Below are 19,202 nucleotides of genomic sequence, written 5' to 3'. Positions count from 1 at the left end.
CTTCACGAGCCCGAGGACGACGAGAGGGACCGCCCGCTTGCGGACGGTCCCGACAGGATCAGTATTTCGGCAGGTTGGCGCGGGTGAACTGGTCGACGTTGTCGCCGTCGATCACCTCGGTGCCCATGTAGATCTGGGCCGGGAAGGGATTGACGCCCGCCGCCTTGTTGTCCGCCGAGATCGGGACGTTGGCGAGGCCGATCTTCTGATCGTTGTAGGCTTCGAGCATCTGGACTGCCATGAAGGCCTGCAGCGCGGTCTTGTTGACGATCGACGCGTCGATCACGCCGTCCTGGATGCACTCCAGCACCGGATCCTCGCGATCGTGGACGATCACGGTAAGGTCGGCGATGTCCTTCTCCAGCTCTTCGGCGGCGAGGCAGATGCCGGTGCCGGAGGAGCTGTCGAGGCCGATCACCGCATTGATGTCGGGATAGGTGTTGAACATCGTCTTGGCCGCGTCGATGGCGGTCGAGGTGGTCGCCTTGTCGTCGATCCGACCGGCGAGCTTCCAGTCGCTGTTCGCCTCCAGATACTCGGTCAGGCCCTTGAACTTCGCGTCGGTGTTGGAGGCGCCCCAGTTGCCGGAGGCGACATAGCTGCCGGACTTGCCGCCGCGCTCGATCAGTTCCTTGGCGGTGTCGACGCCGGCCGCGTAGTTGTCGAGGCCGATGAAGGTCAGCGCGCCGCCGTCGTCCGGCGTCACGGCCTCGATCACCACCACCGGAATTCCCTGCTCCATGGCGCGGCGAATGCCCGGCACGGCACCCGGCTCCCAGAGCGTGGTGATGATGCCGGCGGGCTTGCGGGCGATGGCCTGCTCGACCGCCTCTGCACCGGCCACCGGATCCCAGCCCTGCGGGCCGATCCGCTCGACGGTGACGCCGAACTGCTTCTGGGCGTAGTCCATGCCGAGAAGGCTGTCGAGCAGATAGGGATGGCCCTGCAGCTGCGAGGCATAGACGTAGGTGCGCCCGGAACCGTCCTGGGCCGAGGCGCTGGCGGTCATCACCACGACCGCTCCGGCAAGCAGCGCGGCGCGGCGGATGGACGACCCGATGATGTTCTTGAACATGTCTTCTCCTCCCGAAAAGCTGAGCGGAGCTGATCCCGACCTTCCCAATCGTGGAAGGGCCTCCCGGTCCAGGTCCGATCGGAGAAGGCTAACAACATGAAAATGACATGTCCATAAAAATAATTATCTTGAAAATAACTTTCTGTGGTGGCAATTTTTGGCCAACTCGCAACTTCGCGAAAGCGCGACCGGCAGGACGATCGGCAGGCAGATGAGCGCCGCACTCGGCATTCTCGAACACATCCAGAGCCTGCGCGGCAGCCTGAAGCCGACGCTGCAGCAGGTGGCCGACGCCATCCTCGCCCGGCCCGAGACCCGCGGCATGAACATCAAGCAGCTCGCCGCCGCCTGCGATGTCTCGGAAGCCTCGATCAGCCGCTTCGTCCGCGGCATCGGCCTGCCGAACTATCGCGCCTTCCAGCTGCGCCTCGCCGAGGAGGGCGGCGCCGGCTTCACGCAAAGGGGGCAATCGCCGGAAGAGGGCCTGATCTACGAGAACATCGGCCGAAACGACACGGCGGGCTCGATCCTCACCAAGGTCGCCCATCGCAACGCGGACGTGGCGCGGGCCTGCCTGTCGACCCTCGACCCGGAGGCGCTGGAACGGGCCGCGCGGATGATCGGCAAGGCAAACGTCCTCTACTTCTTCGCCGCCGGACTTTCCGCGCTCGCCGCGGAGAACGCGCTCTTGCGCTTCGCCCGGATCGGCAAGCCGGCGATCTTCCACCGTGACCGCAACAACCAGCTCCTGATCGCCGGTTCGATGCATCCGGGCGCGCTCGCCATCGCCATCAGCGATTCCGGCCGCACCAACCAGACCGTGATGGCGCTGACCGCCGCCCGCCAGGCCGGCGCCGCGACGATCGCGCTGACCGCATTCGCCGAATCGCCGCTCGCCCGCCAGGCCGACGTCACGCTGATCACCCCGGCCGGCTACATGCCGGCGGGAGACGAGCCGATCTACGAGAGCATGGTCAGCAAGTTCGGCCAGCTCCTGGCGATCGACGTCCTCTACTCGCTGGCCGCGGTCCACGATTTCGACGCTTCGGCCGCCGCCGTCCGGCGCGGCGATCCGTTCATCCAGCAGAGCCGCAATGCAAGGCGACAGAATGAAACCGACTGAAGCCAGCCTGACCAACGGCAAGACCGACGGCACGATCAACCGCCACTGGCCCCATCGCGGCGGCTCCTTCGAGGCGCTGATGACGGCCGAGCCGGAAGACGCGCCGATGGCCGGTCCGCGGCCGGACGAGGTCATCGCCAGGGTCGAGGCCGTGTCGATCTGCTCCTCCGACATCAAGGTGGTGCGCATGGGGCCGAACCACCCACTGTTTTCCGGCACGACGGAAGCGGTGGACACGATCCTCGGCCACGAGGTGTGCCTGCGCGTGCACGCAGTCGGCGCAAATCAAACGGAGCGCTTCCGGCCCGGCCAGCGGCTCGGCCTGCAGCCGGCGATCCGAATGGCAGGCAAGCGGCGCATCATCGGCATGGATCTGCCCGGCGGCTTCGCTCAGTATCTGCGCCTTGGTCCGGAGGCGCTGGCGGACTACGTGCTCGACGTGCCGGAACACCTGTCTGCGGCGGCGATCGCATTGCTGGAGCCCTATGGCTGCGCCGAGCGCGCCTGGCGCCCCAATGCCCGGCAGGAGTGGAAGGCCGGCGGCACGGCGCTGATCGTCAGCGGCCCCGATGCCGATTTCGACCTCGCCGAACTGCCGGACTGGTCCGCGGTGACGGTCGTCGGCGAGGCGCCTGCTTTCATGAACGGCCGGCCGGCGACCCGGGCGGATGATCTCGCCCATATAGATGGGCCTTTCGACGACATCCTCGCGCTCGGCGATCTCACGGTGGCGCAGCTCTCGCGCCTCGGCGACATGCTGGCGACGGGCGGCCTCCTGCTTCAGGGCCGCCGCTCGCCCTCGCCCGGCAAGGTCAGGCTCGATCCGGCCCGCGTCCACTACGACCATCTGAGCTTCCTCGGCACCACGGAGCGCGACCTTTCCACCGCCTTCGCGCCTTCTCGGCAGCGCTTCGACGTCAGCCCCGGCGGAGTGGCGCTCGTTCACGGCGCGGGCGGCGCGATGGGGCGGATCCACGTCCATCGGCTGCTGCAGCACGAAGACGGCCCGGAGACGATCATCGCCTCGTCGCGCAAGGGCCAGCGGCTGTCGGACCTCGAACGCGACTTCGCCCCCCTCGCCCGGTCCGCCGGCCGAAACCTCGTGGTCGTCGGCAACGAGGGGCTGGCGCAGGCGATTTCCGAATACGCGCCTGATGGCCTCGACGACGTGGTCGTGGTCGCGCCGGACCCGGCCGCCGTCGCCGATGCGGCCGGCTGGCTCGCGCCGGATGGCCTGCTAGCGGTCTTCGCGGGCTTTCCCTACGGCCAGCGGCTGGAGATCGACCTTGCCGCCGTCGCCCTCACCGGCCTGCGGCTGACCGGCTCTACCGGCTGCTCGGTCGCCGACATGCGCGACGTGCTGGCGCGGGTGGAGAATGGCACCCTCGATCTGTCCGCCAACATCGCGGCGGTGGCGGGCCTCGATGCCCTGCCCCAGGCGCTGAAATCGGTGGCCGATGGCACCGTCTCCGGCAAGATCGTCATCTACCCGCAGCGCCGCGACCTGCCGCTGACCCCGGCGCCAGGCTGGAACGCGGCGAAAGAGGCGGGGCTGACGGGCTAAAGCATGATCCCGAAAAGTGGGAACCGGTTTTCGGAAACGATCATGCGCAAACAGGAAGATAGAGCGGGACGATGAGCGGGGCTCATCTCATCCCGCTCTAGCGCGCCGACGAATTGCGCGAGACGAGCCATCGGCGGTGGAGGACCCGCCGGCTCGTCGGACATTACGGGAGGAACAGGCATATGACGGACCATGTCATCGGCGTCGACATCGGCACGACCGGCACCAAGACGGGCATCTACGATCGCGACGGACGCCTGGTCGGGGAGGCCTTCGAGGAATCGATCCTGCGCTATCCGCGCGCCGGCGAGGTCGAGCAGGACCCCGAGGAAATCTTCACCTCGGTGGTCAATACCGTCCGCGAGGCGATGGCCCGTTCCGGCCTTGCGCCCGACCGCATCGCGGCGATCGCGCTCGACGGCCAGATGGCCGGCATCATGGCCGTCGACGCCGACTGGCGGCCTGTGACCCATTACGACAGCTGGCTCGACACCCGCTGCGCCCCCTGGCTCGACGAATTGCGCCCGCACGAGGACGACATCATCCGCACCTGCGGCATGGCGCTCGCCTTCAACCACGCCCCGAAGATCCTCTACTGGCGCGATCATCCCGAAACCTGGGATCGCATCGCCAGCTTCATCCAGCCGGCCGGCTACGTCGCCGGCAAGCTCGCCGGGCTGAAGGGCAAGGACGCCTTCATGGACCGGACCTACCTCGTCTTCTCCGGCTTCGGCAGCAGCGAGCATGCCGTCTGGAACGAGGAACTCCTCGCCCGCTTCGGCCTGACCACCGAGAAACTGCCGAAGATCGTCGAGCCCTGGCAGATCGTCGGCTCCGTCCTGCCCCAATGGACGGAGGCGATGGGGCTCGCTGCCGGAACGCCGATCGCCGCCGGCTGCGGCGACCAGAGTGCCAACGTCCTTGGCGGTGGTCTCGTCGATCCCGGCGTCGTCTTCGACACCTCCGGCACGGCCTCGGTCTTTGCCACCGTGATCGACCGTTTCGGCACCGACACCACCTATCGCTGCCTAATGACCTGCCCGCATGTCGTGCCGGGCCTCTATTTCCCGATGGCCTATGTCGCCGGCGGCGGGCTGAATCTTCGCTGGTTCCGCGACACGCTCTCGCCGCGCGAGAAGGCCGAATGGGAGGGCCTCGGCGTCAATCCCTATGACGAGCTCGCCAAGGCGGCAGGTTCGATCGCGCCCGGCTCGGAAAAGCTGATCTTTCTGCCGCACCTTTCCGGCCGCAACACGCCGAACGATCCCGACATGCGCGGCGCCTTTCTCGGCCTCACCTGGCGGCACGAGAAGCCGCACATGGTCCGCGCGATCATGGAGAGCATCGCCTACGAGTACGCACTCTATCTGCGGGCAGTGCGCGAGATCGCGCCCGGCTACGATCCGAAATTCGCCGTCAATATCGGCGGCGGAGCGCGGTCCGACGTGCTTCGCCAGATCAAGGCGGACACGCTCGGGCTTCAATATCGCTGCATGGACCGCGAGGAATTCGGCACGCTGGGGGCCGCCATCGTCGCCGGCCATGCGGTGGGCCTGTTCCCCGATCTGCGCGAGACCGCCCGGCGCTTTGCCGGCCAGACCCGCGTCGTCGCCGAAGCCCGGCCTGAGATCACCGCGGCCTACGAGCCTTACGTCGACAGCTACATCGATGCGCTCGAGACCCTGTCGCCGCTGTTTGAGCGGATGAACCGCCGGCTGTCGGCGGACGCATGAATCATCACGGATGTGATTTTGCGTCACATCCGGGAAAATGCACTTGCATCACCATTCGTGACGGATTATCACATCGGTGACGATCGATCACATCTGCAAGGGAGGCAAACCGTGCGCGCCATCGTTCTCCATGCCCCGAAGGACATCCGCCTCGAAGAGCGGGACAAGCCGGTCGCCGGCAAGGGCGAGGTCGTCGTCCGCGTCGCCTCGGTCGGCGTCTGCGGCTCGGACTTGCCGCGGATGCTGGTCAAGGGCGCCTGGAAGATGCCGCTGATCACCGGCCACGAATTTTCCGGCCACATCACCGAGATCGGCGACGGCGTGACAGGCTGGGAGAAGGACGAGCTGGTCGCTGTGGCGCCGCTTCTCCCCTGCTATGAATGCAACCAGTGCAAGACCGGCAACTTCTCGCGCTGCAAGGACTACGACTATTTCGGCAGCCGCCGCGACGGCGCCTATGCCGAATATGTCGCGATCCCCGTCGGCAACCTCCTGAAGGCCCCGCAGCACGTCGATCCGCGCGCCATCGCCATGACCGATCCGGCCTCGATCGCGTTGCATGCGATCTGGAAGGCCGGCGGCATGACCGTCGGCAAGATCGGCGGCGTGATGGGCTGCGGCCCGATCGGCCTCTACGCCATTCAGTGGATGCGCATCATGGGCGCGTCAGAGATCGTCGCCGTCGACGTCTCCGAGGAAAAGCTGGCGCTTGCGAGGGAGGCCGGCGCGACGACGACGGTCTTGTCGAAGGACCTCGCCGCCAACACGATGAAGGCGGATGTCGTCATCGAGGCCGTCGGCATCGACGCGACGATCAACGGCGCGGTGATGCTCGGGGCCCCTGGCGCCCACGTCGCCTTCATCGGCATCCCCGTGCCCGACGTGAAGCTCGACAACAAGACCTTCCAGTATTTCCTGCGCCAGGAAATCTCGCTGCACGGCTCGTGGAATAGCTTCGGCGCCCCCTTCCCCGGCCCGCAATGGACGACGACGCTGGAGAAGTTCGGAACGGGCGAGTTGAAGTGGAAGTTCATGATCTCCCACGATCTCGACCTGTCGGAACTGCCGGAGATCTTCCGCCGCTTCGACGCCCGGGATATCCACTTCTCGAAGGTCCTGTTCCGGCCTTGAGCCGGACGGACGTTCGGGAGAGGAGGCCCGGATGACCACCGTCCTGACACTCGACCTCGGCACCAACGGTGCGCGCGCCGGCGTCTTCGACGTCGAGAAGAAGCGCATCGTCGCCAAGGGCGAAGCGGCCTATCCGACGCGCCATCTGCCGCCGAACCGGGCCGAGCAGGATCCGGAGGACTGGTGGCGGGCGCTCGGCACCGTCGTGCCGCAGGTCCTCGCCGAAGCCGGCAACCCCGAGATCGCGGCGATCACCACGGCCACCTTCTCCTCCACCGTCGTCGTCTGCGATCGCCGGGGCAGGCCCGTCGGCCCGGCGATCCTGTGGATGGACGCGCGGGCCTCTGCCGAGGCGGCGGCGTCGCACAGCGTGACACATCCCGTCCTCGCCTATGCTGGCGGGTCGAACGCCGTTGAATGGCTGGTCCCGAAGGCGATGTGGCTGGCGCGCAACCAGCCGGAGATCTGGAGCCGCAGCGACGTCGTCTGCGAGGCGCTCGATTTCGTCAATTTCCGCCTGACCGGCGAGTGGGCCGGCTCCCTGATGAACGCCACCTGCAAATGGAACTACGACAGTAGAGTCCGCGCCTTCTGCCAAGATCTCTACGAAGCCTTCGGGGTTCCCGAACTCGCGGACAAGCTGCCCCAGCGCATCGTCGACATTGGCGGCGTCATTGCGCCGCTGGATCCCGATGTCGCTGCGCAATGGGGCCTGCGTGGCAGGCCCATCGTCGTGCAGGGCGGTATCGATGCCCATATGGGCACCTTCGGCGCCGACTGCGTCGAGCCCGGCGCCATGCTGTTCATCGGCGGCACCTCCAACGTCCACCTCACCCAGGTGCCGGACGACGGCATGCCCGTCGAAGGCGTCTGGGGGCCCTACCCCAACGCCCTGACCCAAGGGCTCCGGATGATCGAGGGCGGGCAGGTCTCGGCCGGTTCCATCCTGAAATGGCTGTCGCAGGACATCTTCGGGATGGAGGACGGCGCGCTTTCCGACCTGTTGCAGGCTGCCGAAGCGATCGAGCCGGAGATGACCGGCCTCCTCGCCCTCGACTTCTGGATGGGCAACCGCACGCCCTATCGCGATGCCCGGCTGCGCGGCGCCTTCCTCGGCCTGTCCTTGTCCCACACGCGGGCCCACATCTACCGCGCCGCCGTCACCGCCGTGGCGCTCGGCGCGGCCAACGTGGTGTTCGACCTCGAACGCCAGGGCGTTGCCGTCGACCGGATCGTCATGGCCGGCGGCATCATGCGCAATCCGGTCTGGCTGCAGGCAACGATCGACGCCATCGGCAAGCCGGTCGGCATCGCCGAGGACGACAATCTTTCCCTCTACGGCAACGCCCTCGCGGCGGCCGTCGGTCTCGGCCTTTGGCCGGATCTCACCCAGGCTGCCGCGGCGCTGCGCGCGCCCGTCCGCCACGCCGAGCCCGACCCGGCCCGCCATGCGCAATACCGCCGACTTCTTGCCCAGTATCGCGAGGCGGTCGACACGCTGACGCCCATCCTGCATGCCCTGTCCGACGGACCGTCGAAGGAGCCCGCGGAATGAAAGAGGACATCGAGCGAAGCACCAGTCGCCTTCCCTCGGACGAGAGCCGCGAGCACCTGATGGTGCAGATCGCGCGCATGACCTACCAGCAGGACAAGACCCTGACGGAGATCGCCGCCGAGACCGGGCTCAACCGCTGGCAGGTCAGCCGCCTCCTGCAGGAGGCGCGCGACCTCGGCGTGGTCCGCATCGAGATCGTCCCGCGCACGCTGCGCCATCCCGACCTCGAGACGGGCCTTGCCGAGACCTTCGGCCTGCGCGACGCCGTGGTGGTGCCCGGTCCGATCGACCAAGGCGTCGACGGCGTCGCCCAGGCGGCGGGCCAGTATCTGGCGCAGATCAAGCCGCGCCCGCAGGTGATCGGCGTCTCATGGGGCCGAACGATGGGCGCCGTCGCCCACTGGTTGCCGCCGGATTGGGCCGACGGCGTCGCCGTCGTCCAGATCAACGGCACCGTCGCCCCGGTTCCCGGCATCGCCCACCACAACGACGTCGCCGAGACCTTTGCCCGCAAGGGCAAGGGGCGGATGGTCCCGCTGCCCGTCCCGGCCATCGTCGGCGAGAAGCTGACCCGCGAGGTGCTGGAGAAGGACCGGATCGTCGCAGACGTCCTGAAGCTCGCCCGCTCGGCGCAGGTCCTCGCCTTCTCCCTCGGCGTTGCCGGCGAGCATTCGGTGCTCATGCGGTCCGGCAACATCCAGAAATCGGAAATGGCCGGCCTGCTCAGGGCCGGTGCCGTCGGCGACGTCCTCGGCCACTTCATCAACCGGCGGGGCGAGATCGTCGATCCGGAACTCGACGCCCGCACCATCGGCCTGTCGGTCGCAGATCTCCGCCAGCGCGACCGGGTGATCGGCATCGCCGCCGGCCAGGACAAGCACGAAGTGACGCTCGGCGCCCTCAAGGCCGGCCTCGTCAACATCCTCGTCACCGACGAGGCAACCGCAACCTATGCAATGGAGCACGCCCATGACCGTTGAATCCCTCCGCGCGGTGACGGTACCGGAAGCGACCGCCCATGCCGCCTCGAACCACGCCCGCAATCCCGGCATGAAGCTTTCGCCGGAGATGTTCGAAGGCCACGCGGTGAACCGCAGCGCCGCCGAGCGGCGCGCCGCCTCGCTCGGTGCGCGGCGTTCGGTCAAGAAGCAGTGGCAGGCGGCCTGGCTGCTGAATGCCATCCGCTGCATCGACCTGACGACGCTTGCCGGCGACGACACCGCCGAGCGCGTCCGCCGGCTCTGCGCCAAGGCCCGCCGTCCGCTCGCCGCCCACATCATGGACGGCCTCGGCATCTCGGGCATGACGCTGACCACCGGCGCCGTCTGCGTCTATCCGACGATGGTGCCCCATGCCGTCAAGGCGCTACGCGGCACCGACATTCCCGTCGCCTCCGTCGCCACCGGCTTTCCCGCCGGCCTGATGCCGCTGAAGCTGCGGCTCGAAGAGATCCGCTACGCCGTCGCCGAAGGCGCCGCCGAGATCGACATCGTCATCACCCGCGAGCACGTCCTCAACGGCAACTGGTCGGCGCTTTACGACGAGGTATCGGCGATGCGCGAGGCCTGCGGCGAGGCGCATCTGAAGGCGATCCTGGCAACCGGCGATCTGCAGACGCTGCGCAACGTCTATTCCGCCTCGATGATCGCAATGCAGGCCGGCGCGGACTTCATCAAGACCTCGACCGGCAAGGAAGGCGTCAACGCGACGATCCCCGTCAGCCTCGTCATGGTCCGCGCCCTGCGCGACTATCTCGACGCCACCGGCCACAGCGTCGGCTTCAAGCCCGCCGGCGGCATGCGCTCGGCCAAGGATGCCCTGAACTGGCAGTTCCTGATGAAGGAGGAACTCGGCCGCGACTGGCTTGAGCCGACCCTCTTCAGGCTCGGCGCCTCCTCGATGCTCGGCGACATCGAACGCCAGCTGGAACACAACGTCACCGGTCGCTACGCCGCCTCGTCGCGGCACGCGCTGGCCTGAGGGAAGACGGACATGGATACGATCACGGACATCATGCAGACGATGAGCTACGGTCCCGCCCCGGAAGACAGCGGCGTCGTCCGCGACTGGCTGAAGAAGCATGAGGCCGGTTTCGGACACTTCATCGACGGCGCCTTCACCGCGCCCGGCGAGACCTTCGACGTCATGAACCCGGCGACTGAGGAGGTGATCGCCAAGGTCAGCCAGGGAACCGCCGCCGACGTCGATGCGGCGGTCAAGGCCGCGCGTTCCGCGCAAAAGGACTGGGCGGCGCTTCCCGGCCATGAGCGGGCGAAGTACCTCTACGCGCTTGCCCGCCACATCCAGCAGCATGCCCGTTTCCTGGCGGTGCTGGAGACCATCGACAACGGCAAGCCGATCCGCGAGAGCCGCGACATCGACGTGCCGCTGGTGGTCCGCCATTTCTACCATCACGCCGGCTGGGCCGAGATCCTCGCCGACGAGTTTCCCGGCGCGCGGGCGCACGGCGTTTGCGGCCAGGTGATCCCGTGGAACTTCCCGCTCTTGATGCTGGCCTGGAAGGTCGCTCCGGCACTCGCCGCCGGCAATACGGTGGTGCTGAAGCCAGCCGAATATACCCCGCTCACAGCCCTTGCGCTTGCCGAGATCGTCCGTGAAATCGGCCTGCCGAAAGGCGTCTTCAACATCGTCACCGGCGACGGCGAGACCGGCGCTGCGATCACCGGCCATCCCGGCATCGACAAGGTCGCCTTTACCGGCTCGACCGAGGTCGGCCGCCTCATCCGCCGCCAGACGGCCGGCACAGGCAAGGGGCTGACGCTGGAGCTCGGCGGCAAGTCGCCCTTCATCGTCTTTGCCGACGCCGATCTCGACGCGGCGGTGGAAGGGGTCGTCGATTCGATCTGGTTCAACCAGGGCCAGGTCTGCTGCGCCGGCTCGCGCATCCTCGTCGCGGAAGCCGCGGCCAAGCGCTTCGAGGAGCTGCTGCGTCGCCGCATGCAGACCCTCGTCATCGGCGACCCGCTGGAGAAATCGACCGACGTCGGCGCGATCGTCCATCCCGTGCAGCTCGAGCGCATTCGCTCCCTCGTCGAGCAGGGCCGGGCGGAAGGCGTGACCATCCATCAGGGCGAGGCGCCCGCCGGCTGCTTCTATCCGCCGACGCTGGCAACCGAGGTCGAGCCCGCCTCGATCCTCTCCTCGGAGGAGATCTTCGGCCCGGTGGTGACGCTGACGTCCTTCCGCACGCCGGAGGACGGCGTGGCGCTCGCCAACAACACCCGCTACGGCCTCGCCGCCTCCATCTGGTCGGAAAACATCAACCTCGCCATCGACGTCGCCGCCAAGGTCAAGGCCGGCGTCGTCTGGATCAACTGCGCCAATCTCTTCGATGCCGGCGCCGGCTTCGGCGGCTACCGTGAGAGCGGCTTCGGCCGCGAGGGCGGGCGCGAGGGCATGGGAGCCTATCTCGCCCATCCCGCTCCGAAGGCGAAGCGGCCGGAAGAGAAGCCCGGCACGCTGTCGGCGACGCCGGTCGCCGAGATGGCGGCAAGTGCCATCGATCGCACAGCCAAGCTCTATGTCGGCGGCAAGCAGGCGCGACCGGACAGCGGCTATTCCTATGGCGTTTCCGGCGCCAAGGGGGCGGTCGGTCTCGCCGGCCTCGGCAACCGCAAGGACGTCCGCAATGCCGTCGAGGCCGCCCACAAGGCCGGCGGCTGGGGCGCCCAGACCGGGCACAACCGGGCACAGGTGCTGTATTATCTCGCCGAGAACCTTTCGGCCCGCGCCGCCGAGTTCGAGGACCGGCTGAAGAGCTTCGGCCAGGGCGGCGATGCCGCGAAAGCCGAGGTGGCGACGGCGATCCGGCGGATCTTCTGGTATGCCGCCCAGGCCGACAAGTTCGACGGTGCCGTCCACCAGACCAAGAGCGCCCATGTGACGCTGGCAATGCACGAGCCCCTGGGAGTCCTCGGCATCGCCTGCCCGACGGCCCTGCCGCTGCTCGGCTTCGTCTCGCTGGTCCTGCCGGCGATCGCCATGGGCAACCGCGTCGTCGCGGTGCCCTCGCAGACCCATCCGCTGGCCGCGACCGATCTCTATCAGGTGCTCGACACCTCGGACGTGCCGGGCGGCGTCGTCAACATCGTCACCGGCGAGCGGGACGTCCTCGCCAGGACGCTGGCCGAGCATGACGACGTCGATGCCGTCTGGTACTTCGGCACGGCCGCCGGCGGCCGCATGGTCGAGGAGGCTTCCTCGGGCAATCTCAAGCAGACCTGGACCGAAGACGGGGCGGCGCGCGACTGGACCTCGTCCGAGGGTCAGGGGCGGAGCTTCCTCAGCCGAGCCACCCAGGTGAAGAACATCTGGGTCCCATACGGCGAATGATCATCTTCGACTGCGACGGCGTGCTGGTCGACAGCGAGATCCTGTCGAACGACATCGATGCCGAACTGATGAGCGCGGCGGGCTATCCGATCACCGCCGCCGCGCTGATCCGTGGCTATATCGGCCGGCCGAAGGCGGAGATCTGGGCCGCCATCGCCGAAGAGCGCGGCGTGCCCTGGCCGGACGGGCTGCTGGAGAAGGCCGATGCGCTTCTGCTCGAACGGATCGAGACCGATCTGCAGCCCGTCGCCGGGGTCGCCGAAGCGCTGGCGCTGATCCCCGGGCGAAAGGCGGTCGCCTCCTCCTCGGCCCTGCCCAAGCTGCGCAAGGCGCTCGCCCGCTGCGGTCTGCTGGAGATTTTCGATCCGGCGGTGTTCTCGGCCAGCCAGGTGGCGCACGGCAAACCAGCGCCCGACGTGTTTCTCCATGCCGCCCGCGAGTGCGGAGTTCCGGCCGAGCGGTGCCTTGTCGTCGAAGATAGCGTCGCCGGAGTACATGCTGGGCTTGCCGCGGGCATGAGAGTGATCGGCTTCACCGGCGGCCTCCACAGCTATTCAGGCCATGCGGCGGCGTTGCTCGCCGCGGGTGCTGTGGAGATAGTCACGAACATGTGCGACCTTTCCGACATGGTGTCGCTGCAAAGGCCGTAAGGGCTCTTGCGCTCCAGGACAACGCAATCCCCGAGAGGGTTTCTGACGGGCGAAATCGACAGCGACACGTCGAGGATCCTTCCCGACTTGTGCAGACGAGTCGTGCGGAACGTTCTAATCTGCTCGCCCTTTTTCAGGCGAGACATGATGTCTTCAAATTCGTGGAGCCGGTCCCGCGGGATAATGAAATCCAGCTTCCTGCCGACGGCCTCCTCGGCGCCGTAGCCGTACAATTGCTCCGCGGCGGGATTCCAAGATGTGATGGTTCCATCGAGGGTCTTCGTCAGGATCGCATCGACGGAGGATCCGACGATGGCTCCGAGAAGCGCCTCGCGTTCCATGAAGCGAACAAGCGCCCGCGCCAGCGCCCCGACTTCTCCGGGCGCGTCGACGGGAAGCCGACCGACTTTCGCGGACGTGGCCGAGCCCACAGCCTTCGTCATTGCCCGGATGGGTCTAGCGAAAGACACGCTGATGGCGACGGCCAGGGCAGCCGCGAGGAGCGCGGCAAGACCTCCCACCAACAGACTGGACCCGGCAATGCCTCGCGTTTCCGCCAGAAGGACCTCAATGGGCACGACTTCCAGCATCGTCACCCGCCGAAAGCCGCCGAGTTCGACCGGCCAGGCTGCAGCGCCGTAGCGCCTTCCATCGGGAGCCTCGATCTGGCGAACGGCCGCTTCATCGGTTGCGGTCATCTCCCCGAGGGAGGGCCAGCGATCCTGGACGCGCACGGGGGCGCCGCTCTCGAACGCGAACTGGCTTTCCGGATCCTCCGGATTGATCAGATAGTTGACCACCTCGTCGACCAGCAGGAGGGTTCCGCCGGCAAGGCTGTTTACCGGAAGCGTCTTCAGAATCGGGCGCATGTCGAGATTAATGACGACAATGCCGAGAGCCTGCGATGTCTCTCCATAGACGGGCGTGGCGACGCGAACGCTCGGCACGCGCGGGATCTCCAGTTCGCCGTATTCCCTGTTGTAGTTGAGGGGCGACACGTAGATTTCGCAGGACAGAAGCCGGGCGCTCTCCGAAACATAAGGTCGGTCGCCTTTTGCCTGCAGATCCGGGCCGCGAACTCTGCGGATCGATCCGTTTGGGCCGGATCGATCCGTCCGCAGGATCTCGCGTCCCTCCGTGTCGGCGCCGACGAGACGAAGCTGCAGATAGTACGGCTTTGCGCGCAGCATGGCATCGAACTCGGCAGCGAGCTGATCCTGCAACTGCGGCAAGGGGCGGGTGTCGGGACGTATCGGCAAGCCGGCTGCCAATCGCGCGGCGCTTTCCGTTCCGGGCATGTTGCGAAGGACGAGAACGTCGGCACGCGCCGAGGCGACGTAATCGGACAGATCCGCAGCGAGAAGCCCAGCGTGCGAACGAAGGTTCGCCATGGCGAGTGGCAAAGACCCTGCGACTGCGCGCTGATAGATCAATGTGCCGACGGCCGCAGCGGTCAACATCACCAGTAACACCATGGCGATCGACATTCGAACGGCAAGACTCACGGTTGAACCGCCCCCGCAAGCGAAACGCGCTTCGATGAGTGGGGGGGGCGCCTCTGAAAACCCCTTCGCCAAACCTTGAGCAACCATTTGCCCTTGTCCTCCCGCCGGCAAACCGGCGTCCATAAAGAGACGTGGGAGCGGAGGAGCTGCCGGCTAGGCCTGTTTCAACCAGAGGAAACGAGGACTTGGCGTTCGGAGCACGCCCTTGCTAACTTCAAATACCCGTGCGTTTGATCATCTGGGAACCGCCAATAGGTAGTTGTACGTACGCACTATCCGCAATTTCGTCCATCTCTTCCAAGTGTTAGACTGAAACTCCAGGTTTGGCTGGAACCAGGCACGGAGAGATGGGACCGGATGGCGCAAGCTCTTGCAAAACATCTTCGCACATCGATCTCGGGAGTGGCTTCGCGCCACTCGGTCTTGGTGATCGAAGACGATCCTTTGATCGGGATGCTCCTCATCGACTACCTGGAGGATCTAGGATTCAGGGTCTGTGGCACCGCGTCCACAGAGGATAGGGCCGTCGAGCTGGCGACGTTGCACCAGCCGGACCTCATCACATCCGATATTCAGCTTGCGCGAGGTGACGGCGTCACGGCGATCAGGCGGATTCGCTTCGAGCGGTGGGTTCCCGTCTTGTTCGTGTCCGGGAGCCTGAACAATGAGGCCCGGATGTTTCACGACGTCGCGCGAATCGCCAAGCCTTTCGACATCGGTAGTTTGGCACTTGGCATTGCCAAGGCCACGGCTATCGATGCGTTGAACCTCAGATCTGCGTAAGGGGCGCCGGTGCATGGATATGGGATTTTGTGAACCGTTGCCGTGCGCAGCTCGAGAGAGGCTGCAACAACGCACCACTGAATCTCGGATCGCCGTCAACGCAGGCGGTGCCGACCACTGCGGAGCTCTTGCGTTGGTTCGAGGCCAACTGGTGGCGATCTTCGTCCGCTTGGACGACGAGGTTCACGGGCCGTTGCGCGGAAGGTGGCATCTCGAAGCGTTGTTCGGCGGCCGAACCGTCCTGGGCGTAGACCCTTTCGAGGATCTGGAGGCGGCGGGTCGATGGATAACCGATCAGTTGCCTGCGCCGTCTATGAAGGACGTCACCCCAGAATGGCAGTCAGCGACAACATCGGTTTAGATGACCGAAGAGAAAAGGCCCCTTCCATTGCTTTAGGCCTCTAATTCGCGGATCCCGCCACGCGACACGTCAGCATACGGCAACGTCGCTGGATGCAGTACTTTTTGCAACACTATTTTTCAATTCTGACCGGAGCCGTGGATTACGCTCGTCCCCCCAATCACATTGAGGGTGTGCATGCCAACCTTTTATTTGCGGGCGGGTGTCAGCTATCGATCAGCGCGAGAGAAGGAAGGAACATCCGCAATGGGCGCAGAGCTGCCGGCAGGATCGGGCGAAGAGCCGCCGGCGCTCGGATGAAAAGAACGCAATCTCATTATCGTTCGCTTTTCTGACCCGCAGTTTATCCACCCATCCACAAGGGTCCGATAAGCCGATGTTATCGGACCCTTTAATTACTCTAGGACCGCATCTGCGATGCCCCAAGTGAATCTCATCCGCCACTCTTCAGCATGCTCCTTTCTTGACCGCGACGAGCCCCGAGGCAAAGTTTCCCGCTGCCCGTGTGGTTCGACGCGACGCTATGACCCCGGTTCATAGTACGCTCCGCTGCCATCTCAGACGCTTACGAGCTTGCCTCCGCCCGATCGGCGTTGGACCCGGCGCCCGTTCACACTTGCGGACCCGCTGGGCCACCTCGACACGCGGATCCGGGCCAGCGCCACTCGATTTTTGAGCGCCCGACGCCGCCCGGTTTTGGCGGAGAATTCGGAAACGCGCCCTGCGAGAGCATGACCTCGAGTGGGTGCTGAACTTCGAAAAGAATGATACAAGACAGAACGATAGAGAGGGTCGATAAACCGATCTCAATTTGTCGGGCCCTAATGTTTTCCCTCAAGGCAATCGCTCATTCAACATCGAGCAAGGCCGGCGGCGGCTTCGAATCTGCCTCCGCGCGTTGCATCTGTGTCAGGAGATCGTCTCTCGCCGACTCGCAGTGAAGGCGCGTCGCCTCGATGGCCGCTGAAGTGTCGCGGGCGGTGACCGCCACCACGATCTGATGGTGCTGCGCGATGATCTCGCTGACGCGGTCGTCGCCGATGCCGAAGCGTTTGCGCAGGCTGATGACCAGATCCCAGCCCTGGTCGAGCAGATGGGCGGCTTCTTCGTTGTCCGCGACCATGGCAAGATAGCTGTGGAACTCCATGTTTGCGTTCGACATCAGCTGGAAATCGCGGGTAGAGGCTGCGGCTTCGTAGGCGAGCTGGTAATTTCGAAGTTCGTCGCACTGCGCGTCCGTGATGTTCTCCGCTGCCCGACGCGCCAGCAGGCTCTCTATCGCCGTGCGAGTGTCGTGGATATCGGCGACGAATTTTGGGGTCACGGCGCGCAGCACCGCCCCCTTGTGCGGCTCGATGACGGCAAGCCTTTCCCCGACCAACTGGAGCAGAGCCTCGCGCACTGGAATGTGACTCGCGCCGTAGCGCTTGCTGAGCTGATCCACCCGGAGCCGCGCGCCGGGCGCCAGGGCGCCTGAAACGATGTCCTGCCGCATCGCCTGGACCAGACGCCCCGAGACTGTCTCGAGATTGGCTGCACGCCTCACGGGATCACCCTACGAACTGTCATTGCGCACCCTCTGCGTCCTCTTTGGCCGGACATTACCACGGAACGGCCCTGTTGCCATTCTGTCGATATTATATATAATATTGAAGTCGCCACGGAGGACGTCTGATGAATGTGGCTGACGCGAAATGGGAGGATCTTCATGTCGCATGGAAACGACCAGCAAGGCAGTGTCTCGGCTGACCTTCGCCGACGGCAGCTTTTGAAAATGATGGGTGCGGGCACGGCAATGGCGTTGCTGCCCAACACCATCGCATCACGCGCCGTGGCGCAGGACGGAGCGACCAAAGGCGGTGTCCTTCGCCTAGCCGCACCCTTCAATCCGACCAGCCTCGACCCGGTCACCAGCGGTGCCGGCTCGGATCACATGGTCCTCTATTCCATCTACGACACGCTGGTCGATTTCGAGCCTGACACGCTGCAGCCCCGCCCCGGACTGGCGACGGCATGGGAATTCGAAACCCCGACCAGGCTCGTCTTCACGCTGCGTGAAGGCGTCAAGTTTCACGATGGGAGCGATTTCGACGCCGAGGCCGTCAAGGCCAATCTCGAGCGCGCCCTGACCCATCCGCGATCCTCGGCCAAGGGTGACCTGCAGTCCCTGAAGAGCGTCGAAGTCCTGGGGCCCCACAAAGTAGCGCTGAACACGTCACAGCCGAACACAGCCCTGCCCCTGATCCTCGCCGATCGACCGGGCATGATGGCTTCGCCCGCGGCCTTCGAGGGTGGCGACCGAAATCCGGTCGGCACCGGGGCGTTTCGTTTCAAGCGCTGGGACGACGGCGCGGTGATCGATCTCGTTCGGTTCGACGACTATTGGGACGAGGAGATCCCCTATCTCGACGGCCTCACCTATCAGGTGATCACCGACCTCAACACGGGCCTGCGCTCGGTGATCGCCGGCGAGAACCATTTCGCCTACCGTCTCAACCCGCAGCAGAAATTGGTTGCCGATCGCGTCGGCGACCGCGTGGTCGTCAGCAGCGCTCCGACGGTCGCCGTCTACCATCTGGTCTTCAACTACGGGAAAGCGCCGCTCGACGACGTCCGCGTCCGCCAGGCGATCAACTATGCGATCGACCGGCAGGCCTTCAACCAGGCAGCCCTGATGAACCTGGGCACGGTTGCACAGACCATGCTGCCACCCGACTATTGGGCCCATGACGAGGGGCTGAACGAGTTCTACACGCTCGATCAGGAAAAGGCGCGAAAACTCCTGGCGGAGGCAGGTCATGCCGATGGGCTGGATCTGGAGTTCTTCAGCTACTCCGACCAGGCCTCGCAGCAGCGCAGCGAAGTCATCATGGAACAGCTCCGCCAAGTCGGCATCAATTGCCGCCTGATCTCCGCCTCCAGTGCCGAAATGTACCAAAGGTTCATGGTCGAAGGTCAGGGCGACATGATGATGGTGCTATGGACGGGCCGCCCCGACCCGGTGCAGGGGTTCCTGTTCGTCTACGGCGAGGACGGCGCCAACAACGCCGGTCACGTCCCTCCGCCTCCGGAGCTTGCCGAGGCGATGGCGGATGCGCTGGTCGGCCAGACCCAGGAAGAGCGCAAGCCCGCGTTCGCGCGCATGGAGAAGGCCGCGCTGGAGCATGCGCTCTCAAGCGAAGTGGCATTCGTCCCGGGCATCGAGGTCTACAGCCCAAAGGTCGGTGGCTACGAGCCCAACCTCTTGGGCAAGCCGAAATTCAACCGCCTCCACCTGAAGAACTGACCCCGCGCGGTCAATTTTTCCGTCCTCTCGCCAACGGTACGGCGCCCCCCGCACGGGGCGCCTTCCTTCGGCGCGAGCCGGCA

At 65.8% G+C, this 19,202-nt stretch carries 14 protein-coding genes; 11 read left to right on the top strand and 3 right to left on the bottom strand.

What is annotated here, in order from left to right; all coding sequences use genetic code 11:
• Nucleotides 1-58: 58 nt before the first annotated feature.
• Nucleotides 59-1,075 (bottom strand): substrate-binding domain-containing protein, encoded by a 1,017-nt coding sequence (locus GTK09_RS23520; protein WP_163465850.1) that lies wholly within the window; start codon nt 1,073-1,075, stop codon nt 59-61.
• Between the two features lie 211 nt (nt 1,076-1,286).
• On the opposite strand from GTK09_RS23520, the gene GTK09_RS23515 reads away from it, so the two are divergent.
• The 9 genes from GTK09_RS23515 to GTK09_RS23475 all read left to right on the top strand — a co-directional run bounded on the left by GTK09_RS23515 (nt 1,287) and on the right by GTK09_RS23475 (nt 13,184).
• On the top strand, nt 1,287-2,198 hold the full coding sequence (locus tag GTK09_RS23515) for a MurR/RpiR family transcriptional regulator (RefSeq protein WP_163465849.1): 912 nt from the start codon (nt 1,287-1,289) through the stop codon (nt 2,196-2,198).
• Nucleotides 2,185-3,762, top strand: a complete 1,578-nt coding sequence (locus GTK09_RS23510) for an alcohol dehydrogenase catalytic domain-containing protein (RefSeq protein WP_163465848.1) — start codon at nt 2,185-2,187, stop codon at nt 3,760-3,762. The genes GTK09_RS23515 and GTK09_RS23510 overlap by 14 nt, the downstream gene beginning before the upstream one ends.
• Nucleotides 3,763-3,944: 182 nt before the next feature.
• Nucleotides 3,945-5,495, top strand: a complete 1,551-nt coding sequence (locus GTK09_RS23505; RefSeq protein ID WP_163465847.1) for a xylulokinase — start codon at nt 3,945-3,947, stop codon at nt 5,493-5,495.
• A gap of 111 nt (nt 5,496-5,606) precedes the next feature.
• Nucleotides 5,607-6,626: a galactitol-1-phosphate 5-dehydrogenase gene (locus GTK09_RS23500; RefSeq protein WP_163465846.1), complete on the top strand. Its 1,020-nt coding sequence runs from the start codon at nt 5,607-5,609 to the stop codon at nt 6,624-6,626.
• A gap of 31 nt (nt 6,627-6,657) precedes the next feature.
• Nucleotides 6,658-8,181, top strand: a complete 1,524-nt coding sequence (locus GTK09_RS23495) for an FGGY-family carbohydrate kinase (protein WP_163465845.1) — start codon at nt 6,658-6,660, stop codon at nt 8,179-8,181.
• Nucleotides 8,178-9,161 (top strand): sugar-binding transcriptional regulator, encoded by a 984-nt coding sequence (locus GTK09_RS23490; protein ID WP_163465844.1) that lies wholly within the window; start codon nt 8,178-8,180, stop codon nt 9,159-9,161. Before GTK09_RS23495 ends, GTK09_RS23490 begins: the two co-directional genes overlap by 4 nt.
• Nucleotides 9,151-10,161 (top strand): deoxyribose-phosphate aldolase, encoded by a 1,011-nt coding sequence (gene deoC, locus GTK09_RS23485; protein ID WP_376768047.1) that lies wholly within the window; start codon nt 9,151-9,153, stop codon nt 10,159-10,161. The genes GTK09_RS23490 and deoC overlap by 11 nt, the downstream gene beginning before the upstream one ends.
• Before the next feature lie 12 nt (nt 10,162-10,173).
• Entirely contained in the window at nt 10,174-12,534 is a 2,361-nt protein-coding gene (locus tag GTK09_RS23480) for an aldehyde dehydrogenase family protein (RefSeq protein ID WP_163465843.1), read from the top strand.
• Complete coding sequence (locus GTK09_RS23475; RefSeq protein WP_163465842.1) at nt 12,531-13,184, top strand: HAD family hydrolase; 654 nt, start codon at nt 12,531-12,533, stop codon at nt 13,182-13,184. The genes GTK09_RS23480 and GTK09_RS23475 overlap by 4 nt, the downstream gene beginning before the upstream one ends.
• Here the strand turns inward: GTK09_RS23475 and GTK09_RS23470 are convergent.
• Nucleotides 13,085-14,812 carry a PAS domain S-box protein gene (locus tag GTK09_RS23470; RefSeq protein ID WP_163465841.1) on the bottom strand — a complete coding sequence of 576 codons (1,728 nt, stop codon included), beginning with the start codon at nt 14,810-14,812 and terminating at the stop codon, nt 13,085-13,087. The two genes, GTK09_RS23475 and GTK09_RS23470, sit on opposite strands and share 100 nt — an antisense overlap.
• Before the next feature lie 234 nt (nt 14,813-15,046).
• On the opposite strand from GTK09_RS23470, the gene GTK09_RS23465 reads away from it, so the two are divergent.
• Nucleotides 15,047-15,472, top strand: a complete 426-nt coding sequence (locus tag GTK09_RS23465) for a response regulator (RefSeq protein WP_163465840.1) — start codon at nt 15,047-15,049, stop codon at nt 15,470-15,472.
• Nucleotides 15,473-16,680: 1,208 nt separating this feature from the next.
• On the opposite strand, the gene GTK09_RS23460 is transcribed toward GTK09_RS23465, so the two are convergent.
• Complete coding sequence (locus GTK09_RS23460) at nt 16,681-17,379, bottom strand: GntR family transcriptional regulator (RefSeq protein WP_312869949.1); 699 nt, start codon at nt 17,377-17,379, stop codon at nt 16,681-16,683.
• Nucleotides 17,380-17,541: 162 nt separating this feature from the next.
• Here GTK09_RS23460 and GTK09_RS23455 point away from each other — a divergent pair, with 162 nt between their 5' ends.
• A complete protein-coding gene (locus GTK09_RS23455; protein ID WP_163465838.1) occupies nt 17,542-19,119 on the top strand; it encodes an ABC transporter substrate-binding protein in 1,578 nt (525 codons plus the stop codon).
• The last annotated feature ends 83 nt before the right edge of the window (nt 19,120-19,202 follow it).

It is taken from the genome of Jiella pacifica, from assembly GCF_010500815.1.
Taxonomy (GTDB): domain Bacteria; phylum Pseudomonadota; class Alphaproteobacteria; order Rhizobiales; family Rhizobiaceae; genus Jiella; species Jiella pacifica.
This window is presented reverse-complemented; position numbering and strand designations above follow the sequence as displayed.